At 24.1% G+C, this 24,447-nt stretch carries 23 protein-coding genes and 3 tRNA genes; 12 read left to right on the forward strand and 14 right to left on the reverse strand.

The genetic code is table 11. The features are described from left to right. Positions 1-19 precede the first annotated feature (19 nt). The 4 genes from trpS to aroK form a co-directional block, all read right to left on the reverse strand. Positions 20-1,024 (reverse strand): tryptophan--tRNA ligase, encoded by a 1,005-nt coding sequence (gene trpS / locus LDP10_RS00470; protein ID WP_265196784.1) that lies wholly within the window; start codon positions 1,022-1,024, stop codon positions 20-22. 39 nt (positions 1,025-1,063) lie between these two features. Beyond that, positions 1,064-1,750 (reverse strand): ribulose-phosphate 3-epimerase, encoded by a 687-nt coding sequence (gene rpe, locus LDP10_RS00475; RefSeq protein ID WP_265196785.1) that lies wholly within the window; start codon positions 1,748-1,750, stop codon positions 1,064-1,066. A 578-nt stretch (positions 1,751-2,328) separates the two neighbouring features. After that, positions 2,329-3,420: a 3-dehydroquinate synthase gene (gene aroB, locus LDP10_RS00480; protein ID WP_265196786.1), complete on the reverse strand. Its 1,092-nt coding sequence runs from the start codon at positions 3,418-3,420 to the stop codon at positions 2,329-2,331. Positions 3,421-3,452: 32 nt separating this feature from the next. Then, complete coding sequence (gene aroK / locus LDP10_RS00485; protein WP_265196787.1) at positions 3,453-3,980, reverse strand: shikimate kinase AroK; 528 nt, start codon at positions 3,978-3,980, stop codon at positions 3,453-3,455. Positions 3,981-4,850: 870 nt separating this feature from the next. Between aroK and LDP10_RS00490 the strand changes: the two genes are divergently transcribed. Next, positions 4,851-4,936, forward strand: a tRNA-Ser gene (locus tag LDP10_RS00490). A gap of 77 nt (positions 4,937-5,013) precedes the next feature. Here LDP10_RS00490 and deoD read toward each other — a convergent pair. The 3 genes from deoD to prfC all read right to left on the reverse strand — a co-directional run bounded on the left by deoD (position 5,014) and on the right by prfC (position 8,731). Beyond that, positions 5,014-5,721: a purine-nucleoside phosphorylase gene (gene deoD / locus LDP10_RS00495; RefSeq protein ID WP_265196788.1), complete on the reverse strand. Its 708-nt coding sequence runs from the start codon at positions 5,719-5,721 to the stop codon at positions 5,014-5,016. A 54-nt stretch (positions 5,722-5,775) separates the two neighbouring features. Next, entirely contained in the window at positions 5,776-6,999 is a 1,224-nt protein-coding gene (locus LDP10_RS00500) for a phosphopentomutase (RefSeq protein WP_265196789.1), read from the reverse strand. A gap of 124 nt (positions 7,000-7,123) precedes the next feature. After that, a complete protein-coding gene (gene prfC, locus LDP10_RS00505) occupies positions 7,124-8,731 on the reverse strand; it encodes a peptide chain release factor 3 (protein WP_265196790.1) in 1,608 nt (535 codons plus the stop codon). A gap of 183 nt (positions 8,732-8,914) precedes the next feature. On the opposite strand from prfC, the gene ansA reads away from it, so the two are divergent. Continuing rightward, entirely contained in the window at positions 8,915-9,946 is a 1,032-nt protein-coding gene (ansA, locus tag LDP10_RS00510; protein WP_265196791.1) for an asparaginase, read from the forward strand. A 76-nt stretch (positions 9,947-10,022) separates the two neighbouring features. Here the strand turns inward: ansA and LDP10_RS00515 are convergent, their stop codons facing one another. Then, the gene (locus tag LDP10_RS00515) at positions 10,023-10,598 is read right to left on the reverse strand and encodes an NfuA family Fe-S biogenesis protein (protein ID WP_265196792.1); all 576 of its coding nucleotides are present in this window, start codon (positions 10,596-10,598) and stop codon (positions 10,023-10,025) included. A gap of 207 nt (positions 10,599-10,805) precedes the next feature. On the opposite strand from LDP10_RS00515, the gene LDP10_RS00520 reads away from it, so the two are divergent. Both LDP10_RS00520 and LDP10_RS00525 read left to right on the forward strand, forming a co-directional pair. Continuing rightward, a complete protein-coding gene (locus LDP10_RS00520) occupies positions 10,806-11,327 on the forward strand; it encodes an alpha/beta fold hydrolase (RefSeq protein WP_265196793.1) in 522 nt (173 codons plus the stop codon). Beyond that, positions 11,303-11,575, forward strand: a complete 273-nt coding sequence (locus LDP10_RS00525) for a hypothetical protein (RefSeq protein WP_265196794.1) — start codon at positions 11,303-11,305, stop codon at positions 11,573-11,575. Before LDP10_RS00520 ends, LDP10_RS00525 begins: the two co-directional genes overlap by 25 nt. 126 nt (positions 11,576-11,701) lie before the next feature. On the opposite strand, the gene LDP10_RS00530 is transcribed toward LDP10_RS00525, so the two are convergent. After that, entirely contained in the window at positions 11,702-12,226 is a 525-nt protein-coding gene (locus tag LDP10_RS00530; protein WP_265196795.1) for a single-stranded DNA-binding protein, read from the reverse strand. Between the two features lie 1,288 nt (positions 12,227-13,514). Here LDP10_RS00530 and dnaB point away from each other — a divergent pair. The 4 genes from dnaB (at position 13,515) to hemW (ending at position 17,997) form a co-directional block, all read left to right on the forward strand. After that, positions 13,515-14,915 (forward strand): replicative DNA helicase, encoded by a 1,401-nt coding sequence (gene dnaB, locus LDP10_RS00535; RefSeq protein WP_265196796.1) that lies wholly within the window; start codon positions 13,515-13,517, stop codon positions 14,913-14,915. A gap of 407 nt (positions 14,916-15,322) precedes the next feature. Next, entirely contained in the window at positions 15,323-16,282 is a 960-nt protein-coding gene (gene gshB, locus LDP10_RS00540; protein WP_265196798.1) for a glutathione synthase, read from the forward strand. Positions 16,283-16,319: 37 nt separating this feature from the next. Beyond that, a complete protein-coding gene (gene ruvX / locus LDP10_RS00545; protein WP_265196799.1) occupies positions 16,320-16,751 on the forward strand; it encodes a Holliday junction resolvase RuvX in 432 nt (143 codons plus the stop codon). 109 nt (positions 16,752-16,860) lie between these two features. Beyond that, complete coding sequence (gene hemW / locus LDP10_RS00550; RefSeq protein WP_265196800.1) at positions 16,861-17,997, forward strand: radical SAM family heme chaperone HemW; 1,137 nt, start codon at positions 16,861-16,863, stop codon at positions 17,995-17,997. 2 nt (positions 17,998-17,999) lie between these two features. Here hemW and trmB read toward each other — a convergent pair whose 3' ends face one another. Continuing rightward, complete coding sequence (trmB, locus tag LDP10_RS00555; RefSeq protein WP_265196801.1) at positions 18,000-18,719, reverse strand: tRNA (guanosine(46)-N7)-methyltransferase TrmB; 720 nt, start codon at positions 18,717-18,719, stop codon at positions 18,000-18,002. Positions 18,720-18,875: 156 nt separating this feature from the next. On the opposite strand from trmB, the gene mutY reads away from it, so the two are divergent. Further along, positions 18,876-19,931, forward strand: a complete 1,056-nt coding sequence (gene mutY / locus LDP10_RS00560) for an A/G-specific adenine glycosylase (protein ID WP_265196802.1) — start codon at positions 18,876-18,878, stop codon at positions 19,929-19,931. Positions 19,932-19,940: 9 nt separating this feature from the next. Further along, a complete protein-coding gene (locus tag LDP10_RS00565; RefSeq protein WP_265196803.1) occupies positions 19,941-20,177 on the forward strand; it encodes an oxidative damage protection protein in 237 nt (78 codons plus the stop codon). A gap of 237 nt (positions 20,178-20,414) precedes the next feature. On the opposite strand, the gene sbcB is transcribed toward LDP10_RS00565, so the two are convergent. Both sbcB and LDP10_RS00575 read right to left on the reverse strand, forming a co-directional pair. Continuing rightward, positions 20,415-21,854, reverse strand: coding sequence for an exodeoxyribonuclease I (gene sbcB, locus LDP10_RS00570; RefSeq protein ID WP_265196804.1), 1,440 nt, complete (start codon positions 21,852-21,854; stop codon positions 20,415-20,417). A gap of 158 nt (positions 21,855-22,012) precedes the next feature. After that, positions 22,013-22,088: transfer RNA gene (locus LDP10_RS00575), tRNA-Asn, on the reverse strand. Between the two features lie 168 nt (positions 22,089-22,256). Here LDP10_RS00575 and LDP10_RS00580 point away from each other — a divergent pair. Both LDP10_RS00580 and pyrE read left to right on the forward strand, forming a co-directional pair. After that, positions 22,257-22,329, forward strand: a tRNA-Ile gene (locus LDP10_RS00580). A gap of 155 nt (positions 22,330-22,484) precedes the next feature. Further along, positions 22,485-23,147: an orotate phosphoribosyltransferase gene (gene pyrE / locus LDP10_RS00585; RefSeq protein ID WP_265196805.1), complete on the forward strand. Its 663-nt coding sequence runs from the start codon at positions 22,485-22,487 to the stop codon at positions 23,145-23,147. A gap of 2 nt (positions 23,148-23,149) precedes the next feature. On the opposite strand, the gene dut is transcribed toward pyrE, so the two are convergent. Further along, a complete protein-coding gene (dut, locus tag LDP10_RS00590; RefSeq protein ID WP_265196806.1) occupies positions 23,150-23,611 on the reverse strand; it encodes a dUTP diphosphatase in 462 nt (153 codons plus the stop codon). 11 nt (positions 23,612-23,622) lie between these two features. Continuing rightward, positions 23,623-24,417, reverse strand: a complete 795-nt coding sequence (gene cysQ, locus LDP10_RS00595; protein WP_265196807.1) for a 3'(2'),5'-bisphosphate nucleotidase CysQ — start codon at positions 24,415-24,417, stop codon at positions 23,623-23,625. Between the last annotated feature and the right edge of the window lie 30 nt (positions 24,418-24,447).

The following is a 24,447-nucleotide window of genomic DNA, read 5'->3' on the forward strand; positions in this document are numbered from 1 at the left end:
ATACGTAATAAAATATATATTATCGTAAACCTAAAACATCATATACATTCTTTAACGTTCTTCTTGCATATTTACGTGCTTGTAAAGCACCTTTTATCATAATTTTTTCTAAATAAGATTCATCTTTGCGATATAAAGAATAAGATCTTTGTATCTTCAATATCAAAGTAGATAGCGCATCAAATAACGATTCCTTAAATTCTCCATATAATTTTCCAGCGAATTCTTTTTCTAATTCAAAAATTGTTTTTCCTGTGATACAAGAAAAAATTGTTAATAAATTAGAAATACCTGGTTTTTTTTCGATATTATAATAAATTTTTGCTGGTTGCTCTGAATCAGTGACGGATTTTTTTATTTTTTTTCGAATAGAATCTATTTTTTCCAATAAAAAAATAGAGTTGTTTTTATTAACATTAGATTTTGACATTTTTTTTACAGGTTCCAACAAAGACATAATTTTAGACCCTTGTTGAGATAATAACACAGAAGGAATAGTGAATACTTTTTTACCATATATAGTGTTGAAACGATTAGCAATATCAATCACTAATTCTAAATGTTGTTTTTGATCTAAACCCACTAAAACATGATTAGTTTGGTATAATAAAATATCAGATGCCATCAAAATAGGATAATTAAACAAAGCAACATTAATATTTTTATTAACATTTTTAAACTTACTTTTAAACTGTGTCATACGTGTTAATTCTCCAAAATAAGAATAACAATTTAATATCCAGTTTAATTGAGCATGCTCATAAACATGAGATTGTACAAAAATAATACTTTTTTTTGGATCTACACCACAAGCTAAATATAAAGATAAAGTATCAAATATATTTTTACGTAACACTTTACTTTCATTTTTAACAGTAATTGCATGTAAATCAGCTATACAATAAATACAATTGTATTCTTGCTGCATTGTGTTCCATTTAGATAAAACACTTAAATAATTACCAATTGTTAAACTACCTGTCGGTTGTACAGCACTCAATAAAATTGATTTATTATTTTCCATTATAAATTTCTATTTTTAAATAATATATTTTTTTTAAAATTAATGAATAACTCCATGAGAAACAGAATCCAACTCATCACGCATATTTCTTATAGTTTTTTGATAATTATTAGAATTAAAAATTGCCGACCCAACAATAAAAACATTTGCACCAGCTAAAGCTATATTAGCAATGTTATTTACTTTTACACCTCCATCTACAGCTAATAATATATTATATGCACTTTTATCAATTTTTTTCCTAACCTCACGTAATTTTTCTAAAGCAGAAGGAATGAAATCTTGACCTCCGAATCCTGGATTCACTGACATCAATAATATCATATCTAGTTTATCCATTACATAATCTAGAAAACCAATTGGTGTTGCTGGATTAAAACCTAGTCCTACTTTACAACCATGAAATTTTATTAAATCCAAAGTACGATCTAAATGATCTGTAGATTCTGGATGAACAGTTATATAATTGGCTCCAGCTAACGCAAATTGAGGAATTAAATTATCCACAGGTTTTGTCATAAGATGTACATCAATATCTGCATGTATCTTATACTGTCTTAATGATCGTAATACCATGGGACCCATGGTTAAATTAGGAACAAAATGATTATCCATTACGTCAAAATGAACCATGTCAATACCTGAATCTAAAACTTTCTTTGTTTCATCACCTAGACGAGCAAAATCAGCTGATAAAATTGAAGATGCCAGAAAAAAAATTTTCATAATTATCTCATAAGGATGGTATTATTTACCATTAAGTAATATATCTGTAAGTAATAGAAATCACTTTTACAGTATGTATTTTATTACATTCAATATTAAATAATAATACAACACAAATATTAAATATATAATCTTAAAAAAAATAAGAAAATTAATATAAAAAACATTAAAATAATTATTTTTAAAAAATAAAATAAAAAAAATAAAAAAATCAATAAAGGGAGCAATTGCATTTTCTTTAATCTTAACATAATGTTATTATCACAAATAAAAATAAATTTTAAAATAAAGGTTATTATCTTGCGTATTTCATTCAGGTAAATAATTAAAAATTTCATATATTCTATATATATTAAATATTACAAACATTTATATCCTTATAAAAAATTATTTTACTTCTATATATAAAAATTAATTTAAAATAATACGTTTTATCTTTATCTTATAAATAAGCAATAAATTTCTTAATATATTATTTTTAATAAAACTAAAAGTTTTTGACTAATAAAATAGTCACTTATGTTTATATATATAAAAATAAATTAATAACAAAAATATAGTTTTAACTATATTACTCCCTAGTTATTTTGAATACAATCTGTAATTACAGATTTAATAATATTTTCATCAATTCCAGTAAAAACCTTAGCTTCACCAATTTTTACTGGCAAAATCATTCTTATAACACCAGATATTACCTTTTTATCTCTCATAAAATAAGGAAAATAAGAAGAAGGTAACATATTTTTAGGTCCCTTAATCGGCAAACCGACTCTAATCATCAATTTTTCTATACGCTTAACATCCTTATGTTTTAATATTCCTATTTTTTCTGAAGTTCGAGCTGCCATAATAATACCAGCTGATACCGCTTCCCCATGTAACCAATTTCCGTATCCTACATGAGATTCTATAGCATGTCCATAAGTATGTCCTAAATTTAATAAAACACGACTATCTGACTCTTTTTCATCTAATTCTACTAATCTTAATTTAAATTTACAACAAGTTGAAATACAATGTTTCATTAACTTAATATCGAGATTTAATAACCCATCTATATTTTTTTCTAACCAAATAAAAAAATCACTGTCAAAAATAATAGCGTACTTTACTATTTCAGCTATGCCTGAAACTAACTCTCTTTTAGGTAAAGTATGTAAAAATTGTATATCAATTACAACAGAAGCAGGTTGCCAAAAAACACCAATCATATTTTTCCCTAAAATATGATTAACGGCAGTTTTTCCTCCTACAGAAGCGTCTACCTGAGATAACAATGTTGTTGGAATTTGAATATACCTTACTCCTCTCTGATATATAGCTGCACTAAAACCAGTAATATCACCTATCACTCCACCTCCTAATCCAATTAAAGTTGTATCTCTTCCATGGGTATTTTCTAATAAAGAAGAAATTATAAATTCCATTTCACGCAAATTTTTATATTTTTCTCCATCTGATAAAATAACTTGATCAACTTCAATTCCTTTTTCAGTAAGACAACGTAGTACATGATCTTTCCAAATATTAGCTAATGTTTTATTTGTTACCAACATTGCTTTGTTACCTAATTCTAAAGGATAAAATATATTTTTTTCTTCCAATAAATTAGAACCTATACTAATAGTATAACTTCTTTTACCTAAATCAACATTCAATTTTTCCATATTTCATCAATTTCCATACAATATAAAAAAAATTAATGGTGTTTTTCTAATAAATAGATAATACGATTAGAAACAATTTTCGCACTTTTCTCATCTGTATTTACTACTATATCCGCTATCTCGTGATATAATGGATTTCTTTCATATGCTAAATTTTCTAATTTTTTTCGACGAGTTAATATATCTTTTTGTAATAACGGACGTTTTCTATCTCGTTGAGTACGTAACAATTGTTTTTCAATTGTTGTCTTTAAATAAATTACGGTACCACGAGCAGAAAGATGATTACGTGATTCTCGAGATAATACAGAACCACCTCCTGTAGCTAATACAATACCATGAAGTTGGGTAAGTTCATCAATTATTTTTTTTTCTCGATCTCGAAATCCTTGTTCACCTTCTACATCAAAAACCCAACTTATGTCAGCACCTGTGCGCTTCTCAATTTCTTGATCAGAATCATAAAATTCCATACTAAGTTGTTGAGATAATTGACGACCAATAGTACTTTTACCTGCACCCATAGGCCCAATTAAAAAGATATTTCTTTTTTCTGCCATTTTTTTAAATATTATAAAATATAACGTGTTAATAATACCTACATTTATAAAAAATATGCTAGTAGGACATAAATTGTATTGGTAAAAATTATTACATATTTACATTATAACATTACTAAAAATTTGATCAATTGAAAATTTTACTTTTACAGTTTGTTTTTATATTTTTATCTATAAAATATAACTAATATGTAAATTTTTTTATATTAATTATTGAAATATTTTAATTTTCAAACGAAATCAAAAATATCTTTAGTAAAAAATACTATCAAAAATGTACGATATTTATAATATATTAAATAATTATAATTTTATTCGTTTTTAACACTATATGTTTAACTGATAAATTTTATTTATTAATATATCTTTAATAACTATAAATTTTTTAAAAAATAAGAAAAATAATTTTTAAAAACATTTTTTTAATTGAGAAAAGATTCATTTATCTATGCTATTCTTTATATTAAAAATAAATTTATATATATAAAAATATAAAATAGAAAAATAAACTATATTTAATAAAAAATTTTATTTTTAACAAAATATTAATTCTACCAAATACGTGTAAAATATTATATATACATAAATTTTTAATTTATTGATGTCAATTATATATATCATTACTATAAAACAAAAAATTGATACATGACATAAAACATAATACCCCATTTATGATAAAAAATCGATAATATTTAATCAAATAGCATAATGTATTACTTCTTAAAAACTATTTTTAAAATGATATACTTTTTCTAAAAAAATAATATCTAATATTATCAAAACTTATAAAAATTTAAAACATGAAATAACTTGATCTTATTTCTTATATTAATTATTATGTTTTTAGATTTAAAAAATATATAAACAACAGGTGAGGTGTCCGAGAGGCTTAAGGAGCACGCCTGGAAAGCGTGTATTATGGAAACGTATCAAGGGTTCGAATCCCTTCCTCACCATAAATAATAGAATTGCTTTATTTTAAAACTTAATTTACATTTTACACTTAAATTAAAATTATATGAATTTATGAATTTTACAATAAAGTAGATTCTAAAGCCAAACGAATCATTGAATCCAAACTTGACTGTCGATCTTCAGAAGAAATTTTAGTTAATTTTTTTATATGATCTGTCACTGTACAAATAGAAATAGCTTCTATCTTATATTTAGCTGCTAAAGCATACAATCCTGCTGTTTCCATTTCTATACCTAAAATTCCATATTTTTCTATTACATCTAATATTTCTTGATCATCTGAATAAAATAAATCAGTTGTAAATAAATTCCCTATATTAATTTTAACGTTAAGTTTTTTGGCTACCTTAACTATATTAAAAAGCATAGAGAAACTACAAATAGCTGCAAAATCATTATCTTTAAAATTTAACCTATTTACTTTTGAATCAGTACATGCTCCCATACCAACTACGATATCATGCAATTCCATGTTTTCTATAATCGCACCGCATGTCCCTACTCGTATAATTCTTTTTACTAAATATTCTGTTATTAATTCTTTGACATAAATAGAACAAGAAGGTATCCCTATACCATGACTCATAATAGAAATTTTTTTGTTCTTATAAGTTCCAGTATAACCAAACATAGATCTAACATTATTTACTTTAGTAACATTTTTTAAATAATTGTCGGCTATATATTTTGCCCTAATAGGATCACCTGACATAATAACTACATCTGAAAAATCTCCTACTTTAGCATCGATATGAGGAGTAACCATATTAATTTCCTTTAATTAAATAATTTATTAATTATCCTAAGATAAATAAGACATTTATAACATATTAGTTCCATAATCCATTTTAGATAAATTAAAATACTTAGCTAATGTTTGTCCTATGTCTGCAAAAGTTTTTCGATAACCTAAATATTTAGAAACCATACCTGGTCTATAAATTAAAATAGGCACATTCTCTCTCGTATGTTCGGTTCCGGACCATGTAGGATCGCAACCATGGTCTGCTGTTATAATTAAAATATCATCTTTTTTTATTAATCTTAACAATTCAGGTAACCTAGAATCAAATAACTCTAATCCACTTGCGTACCCCGAAACATCTCGACGATGTCCCCAAGAAGAATCAAAATCTACGAAATTAGTAAAAACAATAGTGTTATCCAAAGATGTTTTTATGCGATTTATAGTTTTATCGAATAAATCATTTAATCCAGTAGCCTTTACGTTATGTGTAATACCTACACCAGCATAGATATCATAAATCTTACCGATACCAACAACAATTCCACATTTTTCGTCTATTAACTTCTTTAAAACAGTCGAAGACGTAGGTGAATTAGAAAAATCTTTTCTATTATTTGTTCTTAAAAATTGGTATTTTTTATCACCAATAAATGGTCTAGCAATAACTCTACCAATATTATATTTTTTATCGTTTAAAGTTTGTCTTACTATTTTAGATAAATTATATAATTTTTCCAAACCAAATACTTCTTCATGACACGCAATTTGAAATACCGAATCTTGAGAAGTATAAAAAATAGGTTTTCCAGTAAGAATATGTTCTTCTCCAAAATCATCTAATACCGTTGTTCCAGAAGCATGACAATTACCTAATGATCCAATTAAATGAGACCGTATAAAAATTTCTTTCAGTAACTTCTTATTAAAACTATTTTCTTTTTTTTTAAAATAATCCCAATTAAATAATACGGGAACACCTGCAATTTCCCAATGTCCAGAAATAGTATCTTTACCAGAAGAAATTTCACTAGCATATGCATAACTTCCTATAATATCAGTATCATTATCAATCAAGAATAATGATTTATTTTTAGATTTGTCTATTGATTTACCTAAACCCAAAGACATTAAATTAGGAATTTTTAATGGACCTTTTCTATTTTTATTAGCCATTCCTTTCAAGCAAGCTTGTTGTATATGTCCAAAAGTATCAGCACCTTCGTCACCAAATTTATAAGCATCACTGCTATAACCTATTCCAAAAGAATCTAATACTAAAATAAATGCGCGTTTCATATATTATTATATATCCCAATAACATTAAAAATTATTTTCAAAATATATTTTGATTATTATCAATGAAAATTAAATATTACCTAGTATTAAATTATTTAATAAAAATTGAATATCGTAAAAAACATTAATTTTCTTGAAATTTAGAAAAAATAATATTTGGATAACGCATAATAACAATATTTAAATTAACTAAACTCGGAGCAATATACGTTAGTTCATTATTTCCATCAATTGCTAAATTAGATATATATTTTAATTTAAATTTATTCAACTGCGTGCTATCAGAAGATGATATCCATCGTGCAGCTACAATATTTACACTATCATAGACAGCTTCTATAAAATATTCTTCTTTTAATCTTTCAATAACTACATCAAATTGCAGTTCACCTATTACTCCTAATATTAAATTATTATTTAATATTGGACGAAATGTTTGAACAGCACCTTCTTCTGAAAGTTCTTTTAATCCTTTCAATAACTGTTTTTGTTTAAATGGATTAGTTAATCGAATACACCGAAATATTTCAGGAGCAAAATTAGGAATACCAATAAATTTAATTCGTTCACCTTGTGTAAAAGTATCACCTATCCTAATTGTTCCATGATTATGTATCCCAATAATATCTCCTGGATAAGCACTGTCGACTGAAAATCTATCACCAGCTAAAAATATAAGTGCATCATTGACAACAATATATTTTCCTGTCCTAACATGTAATAATTTAATACCTTTAACATATTTACCTGATACTATTCTCATAAAAGCAACACGATCTCTATGTTTAGAATCCATATTTGCTTGTATTTTAAAAATAAATCCAGAAAAATTTTCTTCATTAGATTCTACTTTTCTAATATCAGTTTTTTTGTATGTTGGACATGGAGCCCAATTTATTAAACTATGCAACATGTGATCTACACCGAAATTACTTAAAGCGCTGCCAAAAAATACTGGAGTTAAATTACCTTTTAAAAAGAAAGAACGTTCAAATTTTGAATAACACCCTTTTATTAATTCCACTTCTTCACGTAATTTATGAGCTGATTCTGTACCAATATTTTTATCTAATAAAATATTGTTTAAATCTGGTATTTTTAAAAAAAATAATTCTTTTTTATTTTTTTTTACATTTTTTTTATAAATCCATATTCCTTTATCATGAATATGATATATACCTTGGAATAAACGTCCGCAATTTATTGGCCAAGTAATAGGAGTGCAAGATATTTTTAATTTATTTTCAATATCATCAAACAACTCTATGGGATCTTTAGCATCTCTATCCAATTTATTAATGAAAGTAATGATAGGCGTATTTCTTAATCTGGTTATATTAATTAATTTTTTAGTTCTTTCTTCTACTCCTTTAGCTGCATCGATAATCATTAAACAACAATCCACTGCAGTAATAATACGATAAGTATCTTCTGAAAAATCTTGATGACCTGGGGTATCCAACAAATTAATTAAATGAAATTTATAATAAAATTGCATGACAGAGCTGGTAATAGAAATACCTCTCTTTTTTTCAATTTTCATCCAATCAGATGTAACGTACGTTCCGGAACCTCTAGCTTTAACGGTACCAGATTTATGAATCACTTTTCCTAACAACAATATTTTTTCGGTTATAGTTGTTTTCCCAGAATCTGGATGAGAAATAATTGCGAAAGTTCTTCTTTTTTCTACTTCCGATAAAAAATTCAAATCTGATTTTTTTTTAATCATTATGATCTATTATTTAATGTTAACACTTAAAATTATTATACAATAATTAAAAAAAACATTTTATATAAAAAAAATACTTATTTTCAAAAATATACAATATACATTTAATATACTATAAATACTCATATTATAGTAATATACATAAACATGTAATATTTTAATTTTTTAACCTGAGAGAGAGAAATGAATAAAAAATTTATATATATTGCTTACACAGGTGGTACCATTGGAATGAAAAATTCAAAAAATGGTTATGTTCCAATGTCTGGTTATTTGCAAAAACAAATAAATAACATGCCTGATTTTCACCAACCAGAAATACCTAATTTTATTATTAACGAGTATCAACCATTAATCGATTCATCCAATATGAGTCCTATAGACTGGCAAATCATAGCTAATGATATTTCTATTAACTATGAAAAATATGATGGATTTATTGTTCTCCATGGTACTGATACAATGTCTTATACTGCATCAGCATTATCTTTTTTATTAGAAAATTTACAAAAACCCGTTATTATTACAGGTTCACAAATACCTCTTTATGAAATACGATCTGATGGTAGACAAAATTTACTTAATTCTTTACTTATAGCAGCTCACTATCCCATTTGTGAAGTAACTCTCTTTTTTAATAACAAATTATATCGAGGTAATAGAACAACTAAAGCTAATGCCAATGGATTTAATGCTTTTATTTCTCCTAATTTTACTCAATTAATCGAAATAGGAATACAAGTTAGATATATATTTAAACCTTTAATAACGGATATTCGTAAAAACTTTAAAATACATCACGTAACTCCACAACCTATTGGAGTAATAATTATCTATCCAGGAATTTCTGCCAAAATTATTCATAATTTTTTACTTCAACCAGTTAAAGCATTAATTTTATGTTCTTACGGAGTAGGAAATGCTCCTCAAAATAAAAAATTTTTAAACGAACTCAAAATAGCTTATCAACGTGATATTATAATTGTTAATTTAACACAATGCGTCTCTGGTTCAGTCAATATGAAAGGGTACGCAACAGGAAATTCACTAGCTAATGTCGGTGTTATTAGTGGATATGATCTAACTATAGAAGCTGCTCTTACAAAACTTCATTTTTTATTTTGTCAAAATTTATCCAATAAAAAAATAAGACAAATAATGCAAAAAAACATAAGAGGAGAATTAACTCCAGAAAATAAATATACATTTAATTAATCAATTATAGAATAAAATTCTATTGTTATATTGAATAATAATATATGATACTGACCATATAAAAATGTTTTTACAATCAATAGTAAGAATGATGACCATGTTTATGAGTTGTTAAATCTGTAATTCCTCTAACTTCTGGAAAAACCTGCAATAATTTTTTTTCTATACCTTCTTTTAAAGTTACACCAATCATTGAACATCCATTACAACTACCACTAAATTTTAATATAACATATCCCAATGTAGTAATGTCAATTAAAAAAACTTGACCACCATGCAAAGATAAAGCAGGATTAATTTCAACATCTAAAAAATACTGTACACGATCTTTTAAAGATAAATCTTCTTTACTTTTTTTACATTTAGCAAAAGGAGCACTTAAAGTTAAATTCGAATTTGTACCTTCTATTTCAAGATCAATTTTAGCGTTTTTTAAAAAATCTACATCGGATACGTTAACATAAACGTTAAAATCAGTATATTTTATTTCCAAATCATTATCTTGTATTTCGTCCTGAGAGTAATATGATACTCCACATTCCGCTTTAGGTGTACCTGGATTAACAACAAAAACTCGAATCTGAGTACCTCTTGCTTCATCTGTAAGCAATTTTTTAAAATATTTTTGGGCTGGTTTAGAAATATAAATCATAATAAGAATACTTAGGTAAGATATTGATTGAAAATAATTAATTATAATACTTATTTATTTTATAACAAGAAAAAAATTATCTTCAAATTTGATATCCATAAAATGGAATAATTTATTTTTAAAAAACATCATGATATATATCATATCAGTGAAAATTGATATTATATATACCGTACTAAAATAAAACACTTTTAGAAAGAAAAAATTATGAATAAATTATATTGGGAAAAAATAGGATCAGGAAACATCAATCTGATACTTTTACATGGGTGGGGATTAAATATAAAAATATGGTATCATATTATTTATAAATTAAATTCACATTTTACGTTATATTTGGTTGATTTACCTGGATTTGGGAAAAGTAGACATTGTTCAGCAATAAAAATTAAATCTACAATAGAAATTTTATCTTACTATATGCCTAAAGATGCTATCTGGTTAGGTTGGTCTCTTGGAGGTTTAATTGCTAACATGATGGGTTTATACTATCCTAAAAATGTACGAGCAATTATTAACGTATCTTCTTCTCCTTGTTTCACAATTCGTCCGCAATGGCCTGGTATTAATCCTAAAATATTTAAAGATATTTATAATTCTTTAAGTAATAACTATGCGAAAACTGTTAAAAATTTTATAGATTTACAAATTTTTAATTTTTCTCAACCTTATCAATATTTTTCAATATTAAAAAAAAAATATTATTGTACCCTTATCCTAAAAGAATAGCTTTAATAGAAGGATTGAAAACATTATGTTCTGTCGATTTAAGAGAAAATATAAAAAAATTAACTGTTCCATTATTAAGAATATATGGTAATTTAGATCCTTTTATTCCTAATAAAATAGCCGATATTTTAGATGAAATAATACCAAATAGTTATTCTATTACCATTAATCAATCCGCTCACGCACCTTTTATCTCACAACCTCAAAAATTTTGTAAATGTTTGTTAGAATTTAAAAAATTATTATGATTTATAATAATATTATAAAGAAATATAATATTGGTATTGATTAAATTAATGAGTAAAAAATATATATAAACCACTAGCCCCCTAAACACGGGGTGCTATAATCATTTTAATTTAGTTAATATATTTTTAAAAAGGAATATCATCATCAAAATCAATTTGAGACTCATCATTAATAGAAATCTCTTTTTTATTGTAAGCACTAGATTTATTGAATTTCACATCACCTTTTTCTAATTTATTTTTTTCTTGCAATATCATATTATTTTTTTGTATATTTTCATTAGAAAATGAATTATGAACATTTCTATTTCCTAACATATGCATTGTTCCACTAATATTCACGATGATTTCCGTAGTATAACGATCTACGCTATTTTGATCTTGCCATTTTCTTGTCTGTAATGCACCTTCTATATATACTTGTGCACCTTTTCTAAGATACTCTCTGGCTATCTCTGCTAATTTCCCAAATAATACTACTCTATGCCATTCAGTTTTTTCTTTCATTTCTCCTGTATTTTTATCTCTCCATGTTTCAGAAGTAGCCAAAGTAATATTTGCTACAGCTCCACCATTAGGCATATAACGAATTTCTGGATCTTGACCTAAATTACCAATAAGAATTACTTTATTTATACCTCTACTTGCCATTTGTTTACCTACTCAGTAAATTTAATTACATAATCTTTTTTATAACATTTATATAATAGAAATGTCCTGTTATATCAGAAATGACATTACATAAATAAATACTTAAAATACTATATTCTACGACAGAATATTAATGAAACAAAAATAAATCTAATAATATATCAACATTTTATAAAAAATATTGATATTCTTTTCCCAAATAAATAATAACATAAAATCTATTAAGAAAAGAAATATAAAATGAAATTAATTCTCTAAAATAGAGAAAATTCTACCCATTAAAATTTTCTCTATTTTACATAAATAAACTAAATAATTTTTTATTTAAAAAAAGGAGAGTATATTCTCGATAATAAGAAAAATGAAATTATTCATTATTCATTAACTAGATCTCTGTTCTTAACTTCAACATCTGGATACAAATAATTTAAACTGAAAAACATAATATTTTCATTAAAAATTAATTGAATTAATATTTTAAACATCGGTTATTATTTCTTTAAAAATAATAGTCTTGACAGACTAGACAAATATTTTATAAAGAAAGGTAGTTAACATCATTTAAAATATCTAAAATACTAATTTTTTTACCAGATATGGTAAAAAAATATAAAAAGAATTAATACAAAAAATTTTAAAATAATTTAATCAAAAAGAAATAAAAGTATAAAATATAATTTTTACATTTAAAATTATTAAATATGAAAAATTTAGTAATTTTATCACTAAATTATGATCTTTTTATAGATTCAATAAATGCTTTAAATAATATATTCTACGATAGAATATGAATGAAAAAAAGATAAATTTAACAAAAATATGAGAAAAAATTTATAAAAACTAATCTCTTTAATATTATATCAATTTTAAAATATTTAATAAAAAATTAATAATAAAAATGTTACACATAATTTTTATTCATATAAAAATACCCATATGATATTTATCAAAAAATTTAAAAAAATATATATTATAATTTAAGAAAAAATATATTCTAAAAAAAAGAATACTTACTAAAAATACAGTAAAAAACCAATTCCAATCTGGTAAAATTATACTATTAATAGCCAATATCGAAATTAATTAAAAAATAAATTTAAAAAATTGAGTATTGTTTTTATTATTATAAAAATAAACATTTTTTTTTATAATAATAAAAAAAATTAATAAAAATGAAGACATATTTAAAAATACCAAATATAAATAGATTCATTATCATATAGTTTCTTATATTAAAATTAGGTTATAATTTTAAATCTATTCATTACATGATATTATAATATTAATTATGTCAGAAAATAAATTCTATAAAAAAAAAATAAAAGAAAACCAAATTCATAAATTTAAAATACCTCCTCATTCACTTGAAGCAGAGCAATCTGTATTAGGAGGTTTAATGTTAGATAATGAAAGGTGGGACACAGTTTCAGAACGCATTGTTGCTGATGATTTTTTTAGCCTTTCTCATCGTTTGATTTTTCGTGAAATGCAAAAATTACTAGATCTTGGTAATCCTATTGATTTGATCACCTTATCAGAATCTTTAGAACAAAAAGGAACTTTAGAAAGAGTTGGTAGATTTGCCTATTTAGCAGAACTATCAAAAAATACACCGAGTACTGCTAACATTACCGCTTATGCAGACATAGTCCGTGAACGTGCTGTAGTAAGAGAAATGATCTTAGTAGCTAATAAAATAGCTAATGCAGGATATGATCCTCAAGGAAGAAAAAGCGAAGAATTATTAGATTATGCGGAATCAAGAGTTTTCGAAATTGCGGAAAAAAGATCTAAAAAAGATTCTGGACCTAAAAATATCGAACAAATCCTTAATATGACTGTAGAAAATATAGAAAAATTATTTAAAAATCCACATGATGGTGTTACAGGGATCAATACAGGATACCAAGATCTAAATAAAAAAACATCTGGATTGCAACGTTCCGATTTAATTATCATAGCTGCACGACCATCTATGGGTAAAACTACTTTTGCCATGAATTTATGCGAAAATTCTGCTATGATTTACGATAAACCAGTGTTAATATTTAGTCTTGAAATGCCTGTTGAACAAATTATGATGCGTATGCTTGCATCTTTATCCCGAGTGAATCAATCTCATATTCGCACAGGAAAATTAACCGATGAAGATTGGTCTAGAATTTCTAGTACAATGAACATTTTATTAAAAAAGAAAAATATGTACATTGATGACTCTTCTGGTTTAACTCCTAGTGAAGTTCGTTCAAGAGCACGTCGTATATATCGTGAAAATAATGGTTTAAGTTTAATTATGGTTGATTATTTACAACTGATGAGAGTACCCTCGTTGTCAGATAATCGAACATTGGAAATTGCAGAAATTTCAAGATCTTTAAAATCTTTAGCAAAGGAATTACAAGTTCCTGTTATAGCATTATCTCAGCTTAACAGATCTTTAGAACAAAGATCTGATAAAAGACCTGTAAATTCGGATTTAAGAGAATCTGGTTCCCTTGAACAAGATGCTGATCTTATAATGTTTATATATAGAGATGAGGTATATCATGAAGATAGTGATCTCAAAGGTATTGCAGAAATTATCATAGGGAAACAAAGAAACGGCCCTATCGGAAAAATACGCTTAACTTTTAATGGTCATTGGTCTAGATTTGATAATTATGCTGGACCTCAATATAATGAAGAATAAAAGATTGATTTATATTATTTTTGCTAAATATTAATTTTACCTGTAATTCTAACTTGTTATACATCTATATATTGCATATGTTTTTATCAAAATAAAATATAAAAAATATATATTTAAATTATCTTTAACTAATTTTGTTATTAAAATAGTAGTATTTTTTATGTTATTTAAACAATGGAACATTCATATTGAATTAATAAATGTTAATCTAAATATATATTTTATAAATCGAAAAAAAACCATAAAAATCAAAATAAATTTTAATCAAACATATTCTGTATTAAAGTAATATTTTTTATCATGTATTTTTAATGAAATAAAATTATTAATGTCAAATAGTAGTAAAAATTATATTTAAAAATTCTAATAACTTTTTTTTTTAAAAAAAACAAAAAAACTGGAAAATAATGAACATAAAACTAGGTATAATAATGGATCCTATTTCTACCATTAACATAAAAAAAGATTCTAGTTTTGCTATTTTAATAAAAGCACAAGAAAAAAAATATACAATTTATTATATGGAAATTCATGATTTATTTTTAATAAAAAATAAAAGTTATGCTAAGAGTCGTCTATTAAGAATAGAAAAAAATAAAAAACAATGGTTCTTCTTAGGAAAAGAAGAATATATTCCATTATCTAGTTTAGATGTTATTTTAATGCGTAAGGATCCTCCTGTAAATATGCAATTCATTTACGCAACATATATTTTAGAAGCTGCAGAAAAATCAGGAGTATTGGTTATTAATAAGCCTAAAAGTCTAAGAAAATTTAATGAAAAAATATTTGCAACTGATTTTCCTGAAATTATACCTGATACTTTAATAACAAGTAATACTATTTTAATACGTCAATTTTTAAATAAACACCAAGATATAATCATAAAACCACTAGATGGTATGGGAGGTAGTTCTGTTTTTCGTGTAAAAAAAAATGATCCTAACACATCAGTAATTATCGAAACTATGACTAAATATGAAAAATCATATTGCGTGTTACAGAATTATTTACCTGAAATAAAAAAAGGAGATAAACGTATTTTTATTATAAATGGAAAACCATTTCCATGGTGTTTAGCTAGAATTCCAAAATCTGGTGAAACAAGAGGTAATTTAGCTGCTGGTGGCATTGGGAAACCAAAAAAATTAAATCAAGATGATTTTAAAATAGCCAATTACATTTCAAATGCATTAAAAAAAATGGGATTGCTATTTGTAGGAATCGATGTTATTGGAAATAAATTGATAGAAATTAATATCACCAGCCCTACTGGAATTTGCGAAATTGAATCACATTGTGATAAATCCATTACAGACTTAATTATAAATACCATTGAAAAAAAAATATTAAAAATGAAAAAATAAATACATAAATATATTTTTTATTTCTAGAGATTTAAACATGCTTATATTATCTTTTGATTTTGGAATAAAAAACATCGGTGTAGCTGTAGGACAAAAATTAACTTTTACAGCACATGCATTAAAATCTCTTCCAGCTAAATTTGGAGTTCCAGATTGGAATCAAATTGGTGCTCTTATATTAGAATGGAAACCGCAATTCATTGTGGTTGGACTACCATTAAATATAGATGGAAGCAAACAAAATATAACAAAAAAAACAGAAAAATTTGCAAAATTAATAAAAAAAAAATTTTCTTTACATGTAGAATTACATGATGAACGTCTAAGTACAATAGAAGCTAAGTCAATATTATTTGCACAAGATGGTTTTAAATCATTAAAAAAAAATAAAATACACTCTATTTCCGCAGTAATTATATTAGAAAGCTGGTTTTTTAACACGGGATATAAAAAAAATAATTTTTATTAAATTAAAATTAATATCTACAAATAAAAAAAATGTACTTTAAAAATAATTACCATGTTTTATATTACAAATACGTGAATTATAAATTCATAACATAATTAAAAATACTGACATGATAACTTTACCTCCTCTTAGCTTATACATTCATATTCCTTGGTGCTTTAAAAAATGTCCTTACTGTGATTTTAATACTTATGTAACAAAAAACAAAATTCCAGAAAAAGAATATATTCGTCATCTGATATTAGATTTAAAAAAAGACATAAATTTAACTTCAAATAGAATTATTAATTCTATTTTTATCGGTGGAGGAACACCTAGTTTATTCCATTACGAATCTATAAATATGTTATTAAAAGAAATAAAAAAATGTGTTTATGTTTCTCCATCAGCAGAAATTACAATAGAAACCAATCCTAAAGACATAGAATATAAAAAAATTCTAAAATACAAAGAAATTGGTATCACTAGACTTTCTATAGGTATACAAACTTTCAATGAAAAAAAATTACACATCTTATCACGAGATAAAGAATATATCGATATTCCTAATATTAAAACTATCATACATGATATTAAATTTAAAAACGTAAATTTTGATATAATGTACGGACTTCCATCACAATCGTTAAAAAATGCTTTATCAGATTTAAAAACAGCCATTTCTTTAAATCCTCATCATATTTCCTGGTATCAATTAACCATTGAACCCAATACTATTTTTTATAGTAAAAAATTAAATTTACCAAATTCAGAAAATATGTGGAAAATATGGAAAGAAGGTAGAAAATTATTAACTCAATCAGGTTATCAACAATATGAAATTTCTTCCTACGCAAAAAAAGGATACTATTGTAAACATAACATTAACTACTGGAAATATGGTGATTATGTAGGTATAGGTTGCGGTGCTCACGGTAAATTAACACAGAAAAATGGTTCTCTAATTAGAGTTATTAAAAATAAAGGTGTTTTCGATTTTATCAATGGAAAATATATAAATAAAATATATAAAGTAAAAGACCAAGATAAACCCTTTGAATATTTCATGAATACTCTAAGATTATTCCAACCAACATATCGAAAAAACTTTGTTAAATATACTTTTCTTAAAGAAAAATATATTAAAAAAAATATTGAATCTGCTATTTCCCAAAATTATTTACAAGAAACATTACTTACTTGGAAAACTACAAAAAAAGGGAAATTATTTTTAAACAACTTGTTAGAAATATTTTTGCATGACTGATATCATATTATTTTTTCAAAAAATAAATCAAATATAACTTTGTTTAAAATAATAGCTTTTTTTTCAAATTTAGTCACAGGACGATTTTTTGGTCTTACAATATAAGTATTTGTTTCTGATAAATTTTTATACCCTGGAATATAATTTATTATTTCAACAATGTTATCTGCATAACTTTGACAATCAGTAGCTACATGTAATGTACCACCTAAAACTAATTTTTTTAAAATTAAATTAATAAAATTTTTTTTCAAAAGTCTTCTTTTATAATGTTTTTTTTTATGCCAAGGATCAGGAAAAAATATTTGTACTTTAGATAATGTTCTATTTCTAATCATATATAACATTACTTCTTCTGCATCATGATATATAACCTTTAAATTTTTTATTTTCTTAAAATGTGCATATTTTAAACATTTTAAAAGACTATTTTGATGTACCTCAATACCTAAAAAATTTTTTTTATTGTTCTTCAAAGCAGTATCAACTAATGTTTTCCCTGTACCAAATCCAATTTCCAATACTACAGGAGATATAGTATTAAAAATCTTGTCAAAATTTATTTTTTCTATCTTAAATGATAAACCCAAAATAGGAAAAACATTCCTTATAATTTCTATACCAGAATCATTAATTTTTTTATTCCTGATAACGAAACTACGAATCTGACGCAAAAATACACCTTTATTATTATATTTCGGAATTATAATATTATTGACCATATTAAAATCTTTTTTTATCATTTATAAAATTATATAACAATATTATAATATAAAAAATTGGATTATCCTTAAATTTTATCTAAATAATATTACCCAACAATTATAAAAATTTATGCAAAATTAATAAAAATTTTATTATAATAGGATTGGAGATATATGAATACATTTTATAATTTCTATCAATTAATTATAAATTGGTACCATATTCATGGTAGAAAAAACCTTCCTTGGCAAATTAAAAAAACACCTTATAAAATTTGGCTATCGGAAATAATGTTACAACAAACACAAGTAAAAACTGTAATTCCGTATTTTAATGCCTTCATTCAAAAATTTCCAGACTTTAAAAGTCTAAAAAAAGCTTCTATGAACGAAATATGTTTTCTTTGGAGTGGATTAGGATATTATGCCAGAGCAAGAAATTTATATAAAACAACTAAAATTATTTCAGAAAAATATAAAAATAAATTTCCAGATAATTTTATTGAACTAATCCAATTACCTGGAATAGGAAAGTCCACTGCCGGAGCTATTTTATCATTGGCATTTGGATATTGCTACCCTATTCTAGATGGTAATGTAAAAAGAATTATTACTCGTTACTACGCAATTAATACAAAAATAAACGAAAAAAAAACAGAAAAAAAATTATGGAAAATTATTGACAATATTACACCAATACACAATACTGGAAAATTTAATCAAGCTATGATGGATCTAGGTTCTTTAGTGTGCACAAGAACAAAACCAAAATGTAATATTTGTCCATTAAATATCAATTGTATATCATTATCAAATAATAATTATGAAGATTATCCTAAAAAGCATAGTCACAAAAATATTTTAAAAAAAACTTTTTATTTTTTAATTTTACAATATAATCATTTTATATTCTTAAAAAAAAGACCATCATATGGCATATGGGCTAGTTTATTTTCTTTTCCGGAATTTTATAAAGAAATACATGCTCAATCTTGGCTAAATGGGAAAAATATTAAAAAAAGTAAAAAACAAATAATCAATCCATTTTACCATTATTTTAGCCATTTAAAATTATATATTATACCTATACACATAACTGTAAGTTTGTCACAAAAAAAAAATATTCATCATAACTATCATATTTGGTATAACCTTATAAATCCACAATTAATAGGTTTATCTAGTCCTGTTAAAAAAATTATAACCATTCTTAAAAACAATATGAGATAAAAATATCCAATGAATCGTATCATTTTTTGTAAATTTTTAAAAAAAGAAGCGGAAGGACAAGAATATCAAATATACCCAGGAACATTAGGAAAACGTATATATAATGAAATTTCTAAATTAGCTTGGGAAATATGGATGTCTAAACAAACTACGATAATAAATGAAAGAAAATTAAACATGTTAAATTTAAAAGACAGAAAAATAATAGAAAAACACATGGAAAATTTCTTGTTTAAAAATAAATAAATTTCTAAAATTCACTACTGGAACTAATCAATTCATAATCATTAAATACTTTTATTTTAAAATATATTTTATTAAAAACGTTGTAATATGGACTAATAGTATGATTACTACTGTAAACATATAAATTGTAATATAATGATTTAATCATTATATTAATAAAAATAGAAAAATTAAATAAAGTAAAAATAAATATTATGTTACCCATTAAAAAAGAAATTAAAAAATAATATTAATTAATTAAAAATTTAAAATATAACTCTCCAAATTTTCAGAATAAATTAATAATTCTTTTAATAAAAAAATTTTTTCTTCATCTTGATTATACTTTTTTAATAAAAATTTTATATTTAATCTATAATTAGACATTAATTTTTTATTTAAAACTGTATTACAATACTTTAACCATTTTTTGTTTTCATTATCTTTTAAAAAAACAGGAAAATTACGAGCCTTACAACGAAATAATATTTTTTTTATTCTATTGTCACGAAAAGAAAATTTATCATCAACATTATTTAATGGAAGTTGTATATGCAATTTTTCTATAATGCTTTTATCTTGATTACAAAAAAAAGAATCATAAATTGTCAAATCAATATCTTTTGGTAATACACCATGATTGTAGTTTAAAAAAAATAAAATATAATTTTTAATTGATGGTGTTTCCTTTAAAATGTATAAATTACTAAAACAATTTTGCTTATTAATATTTAATCTATTTAAATCTTTTTTTAAGAGACAATTTAAAGGAACTAATATCGGACATCTATTTAAATATATAAATAAAAATCCTAATGAAAATAATTCATTATAATTTAATGTTTTGGTATTCACTTGTTTTAAATAATTAATTAAACAAAGTATATTTTTAGTTAAATCAATACCTATCAATATATTATTATTTTTAGGATGTCGTAATATTGGAGATATTAAACTAATATTACTCCGAGAAGCACCAAATAATCCAGATACATAAAATACTGGTTTCATATTATTTATATCTATTAAATTTAATAATTTTTCTTTAGCACGTATTTCAAATAAAAATTTAAATAATTTTGCATTTTTTTCTTTTAAAAATTTTGCTAATAAAACAGTCGCATAAACATCCGATAGAGCATCATGCGCTGTAGTATGAGAAATATTATTTGCTTTACTAATGTTTTCTAATTTAAAACTAGGCATCCCTATTTCATTTATCGGCCAATTTATTCCATTAGGCCGAATTGCGTAATATGTACGCAAAACACCCAATAAATCCCAACGAGAATTGTTATTCTTCCAACTCCAAGAATAAGGATCTAATAAATTTCTATAAAAAATGTTTCGAGTTATTTCATCATCAAAACGAATATTGTTATAACCTATAATACAAGTATTACCTATATTAAAAATGTTATAAATATACTTAGAAAAATAAAATTCATTATAACCATCTAAAAATGTTTTTTGTGGAGTAATACCCGTAATTAATATTGCTTCAGGATTTGGTAAATAATCTATTGGAGGATAACAAAATGATATTTTTGGTTTATCAATAATGTTAAAATTAATATCAGTACGAATACATGCAAATTGTGAAGGTTTGTCTGAAGCAGGATTTGTTCCAAAAGTTTCATAATCATAAAAAAGAAACGTCGATACATTTTTTTTATATTTTTTAAAAAATTTTATCATAATCTTAAACTTACTATGAATAAAAAAATAATTTTCATCAAAAAATATTTAAAATAAAATATATAGAATCAAAAAATAAATTTAAATAAGATAAAATTAATAATCTTATAAAAAAATTTAAATTATAAAAATAAAAAAACATCAGTAGAAAAATTGTGTGGCTCCTCCGACTGGATTCGAACCAGTGACATACGGATTAACAGTCCGCCGTTCTACCAACTGAACTACAGAGGAAAATAAGATTTTATCACTATTTTTTTTATAAATCAATAAATTTTATTTATATACATATATACATATTAAAAATACTTTTACATATAAAATTAATAAAAATATATGGAATATTACTTGAAATATTATCATTAAAATAATAATATATATTAGCCTCAAAATAAAAAATTTGGCCCCTTAGCTCAGAGGTAAGAGCAGGCGACTCATAATCGCTTGGTCGCTGGTTCAAATCCAGCAGGGGCCAAAAAATATTTAATAAATTATTTAAAATTAAATCTTATGATATAAAATTTTTATTTTATATTAGATAAAATTATCTTTTTTATATTTATAAAAATTCTTACATGATTTATATATACATTTTTAATAAAATTTTTATAAAATAACAAGGTTAATAAAATGATAAATTGGAAACAAGAATTTATTAAGTTCTCTTTAAAAAAGAAAGTACTACAATTTGGTGATTTTAAATTAAAATCAGGAAGAAAAAGTCCCTATTTTTTTAATTCTGGGTTATTTTATACTGGAAAAGACATATCTAAATTAGGCAAATTTTATGCTCATGCCATAGTAGAATCAAAAATACAGTGTGATGTACTATACGGATTAGCTTATAAAGGAATTCCTATTGTAACATCTACATCTTTGTCTTTAAATCGAGATTATAATATCAATCTTCCTTTTTGTTTTAACAGAAAAAAAATTAAAAAATATGGTGAAGGAGGAACACTAATAGGTCATACATTCAAAAAAAATATTATAATTATAGATGATGTAATCACAGTTGGTACAGCTATTAAAAATTCCATGAAACACATTCAACAAAAAAGTGACATTACTATATCGGCAATAATTGTAGCATTAGATCGTCAAGAAATAGATAACGAAAATTATTCCGCTGTAAAAGAAATAGAAAACCTCTATAATTGTAAAGTAATATCTATTATTAATATACAAGATTTAATTAATTACCTGTCAGAAAAAAAAGATATGAAATATAATTTGGATAAATTATATGATTATCGTATTAAGTATGGTATAAATCAAAAAGAATTTTTTTAAAATTATTGATTTCCAGAATGACCAAAACCTTTTTTACCTCGTTCGGTAGTTATAGTAAAATTATTTACTAAATTAAATACTGGACGAATAACAGGTAAAAAAACCATTTGTGCTATTCGGTCGCCAGGTTTTACTATATATTCTTTCTTACTTCTATTCCAAATAGAAACCATGATCTGACCTTGATAATCAGAATCTAATAAACCTACCGAATTACCTAACACAATGCCAAAAATATGCCCTAAACCGGAACGAGGTAAAATCATGGCAGTGATTTCAGGATCAGAAATATGAATAGCAATTCCAGTAGGCAATAAAATTGATTCCAAAGATGACAATTTTATTTTTTTTTTTACACATGCTCGTAAATCTATAGCTGAAGAACCCTTAGTAACATAATTTAAAAATGGAAAAATTGTACCAATCCTAGAATCTAAAATTCTAATATCAATTTTTTTATTCATAATATTATTTTTTACAATAGTTCGTTATTAATTTTATATTTATTAAATATTATATCATATAATTTTGTATTGGTTGCAGCAAAAAATCCTGGATTAAAAAAATCCAACTTAGGATAATAATTTAAAGGTATTTGATTCCACGTATTTACTATACCCCCAGCAGCGGTTACTAAAGCATCTCCAGCAGCTGTATCCCAAATTTTAGTTCTTCCAAAACGGGGATAAAACTGTATTTTACCTTCTGCAATTAAACAAAATTTAAAAGAAGAACCTATTTTAATTATTTCATAAGATCCTAATTTTTCTAAATAATTATCAATATTATTATCTGGATGGGAATAACTTAACGCAATACGCGGTGGAATATTATCATAAACATGAATTTGCTTTGTATGTCCTTTTTCTTCTTTCCAAGATTTATTATTATCTGTATAGTACAATATTTTAAAAAAAGGGACATAAATCACACTAAAGACAGGAATTCCTTTTTTAATTAATGCAACATTAACTGTAAATTCGCATCGTTTATTTAAAAATTCCTTAGTACCATCTAATGGATCAATTAACCAATATTTATTCCAATTTTTATTTCTATTCCAATCGGATAAGTTTTCTTCAGACAACAAAGGAATTTCTGGATAAATTGTTTTTAATCTATTTTTAATTATATTATCTGCTATTTTGTCTACTTTAGTTACAGGAGATCCATCTGATTTATAAGAGATATTAATTAATTTTATTCTATTATAATATTGCATTATCACACTACCTACTTCTTTAACTAATTTAAAAATTTCATTTAACATTTAATTAAACTCTTTTATTCAGAATAGTAT

It is taken from the genome of Buchnera aphidicola (Pemphigus obesinymphae) (assembly GCF_026122815.1).
In the GTDB taxonomy this organism is placed as follows: domain Bacteria; phylum Pseudomonadota; class Gammaproteobacteria; order Enterobacterales; family Enterobacteriaceae; genus Buchnera_C; species Buchnera_C aphidicola_BJ.

Excerpts from the sequence above, each read along its gene's own strand:
- trpS (WP_265196784.1), bottom strand. The coding sequence starts at position 1,024 with ATGGAAAATAATAAATCAATTTTATTGAGTGCTGTACAACCGACAGGT.
- rpe (WP_265196785.1), bottom strand. The coding sequence starts at position 1,750 with ATGAAAATTTTTTTTCTGGCATCTTCAATTTTATCAGCTGATTTTGCT.
- aroB (WP_265196786.1), bottom strand. The coding sequence starts at position 3,420 with ATGGAAAAATTGAATGTTGATTTAGGTAAAAGAAGTTATACTATTAGT.
- aroK (WP_265196787.1), bottom strand. The coding sequence starts at position 3,980 with ATGGCAGAAAAAAGAAATATCTTTTTAATTGGGCCTATGGGTGCAGGT.
- deoD (WP_265196788.1), bottom strand. The coding sequence starts at position 5,721 with ATGGTTACTCCTCATATCGATGCTAAAGTAGGAGATTTTTCAGATGTA.
- LDP10_RS00500 (WP_265196789.1), bottom strand. The coding sequence starts at position 6,999 with ATGAAACGCGCATTTATTTTAGTATTAGATTCTTTTGGAATAGGTTAT.
- prfC (WP_265196790.1), bottom strand. The coding sequence starts at position 8,731 with ATGATTAAAAAAAAATCAGATTTGAATTTTTTATCGGAAGTAGAAAAA.
- ansA (WP_265196791.1), top strand. The coding sequence starts at position 8,915 with ATGAATAAAAAATTTATATATATTGCTTACACAGGTGGTACCATTGGA.
- LDP10_RS00515 (WP_265196792.1), bottom strand. The coding sequence starts at position 10,598 with ATGATTTATATTTCTAAACCAGCCCAAAAATATTTTAAAAAATTGCTT.
- LDP10_RS00520 (WP_265196793.1), top strand. The coding sequence starts at position 10,806 with ATGAATAAATTATATTGGGAAAAAATAGGATCAGGAAACATCAATCTG.
- LDP10_RS00530 (WP_265196795.1), bottom strand. The coding sequence starts at position 12,226 with ATGGCAAGTAGAGGTATAAATAAAGTAATTCTTATTGGTAATTTAGGT.
- dnaB (WP_265196796.1), top strand. The coding sequence starts at position 13,515 with ATGTCAGAAAATAAATTCTATAAAAAAAAAATAAAAGAAAACCAAATT.
- gshB (WP_265196798.1), top strand. The coding sequence starts at position 15,323 with ATGAACATAAAACTAGGTATAATAATGGATCCTATTTCTACCATTAAC.
- ruvX (WP_265196799.1), top strand. The coding sequence starts at position 16,320 with ATGCTTATATTATCTTTTGATTTTGGAATAAAAAACATCGGTGTAGCT.
- hemW (WP_265196800.1), top strand. The coding sequence starts at position 16,861 with ATGATAACTTTACCTCCTCTTAGCTTATACATTCATATTCCTTGGTGC.
- trmB (WP_265196801.1), bottom strand. The coding sequence starts at position 18,719 with ATGGTCAATAATATTATAATTCCGAAATATAATAATAAAGGTGTATTT.
- mutY (WP_265196802.1), top strand. The coding sequence starts at position 18,876 with ATGAATACATTTTATAATTTCTATCAATTAATTATAAATTGGTACCAT.
- LDP10_RS00565 (WP_265196803.1), top strand. The coding sequence starts at position 19,941 with ATGAATCGTATCATTTTTTGTAAATTTTTAAAAAAAGAAGCGGAAGGA.
- sbcB (WP_265196804.1), bottom strand. The coding sequence starts at position 21,854 with ATGATAAAATTTTTTAAAAAATATAAAAAAAATGTATCGACGTTTCTT.
- pyrE (WP_265196805.1), top strand. The coding sequence starts at position 22,485 with ATGATAAATTGGAAACAAGAATTTATTAAGTTCTCTTTAAAAAAGAAA.
- dut (WP_265196806.1), bottom strand. The coding sequence starts at position 23,611 with ATGAATAAAAAAATTGATATTAGAATTTTAGATTCTAGGATTGGTACA.
- cysQ (WP_265196807.1), bottom strand. The coding sequence starts at position 24,417 with ATGTTAAATGAAATTTTTAAATTAGTTAAAGAAGTAGGTAGTGTGATA.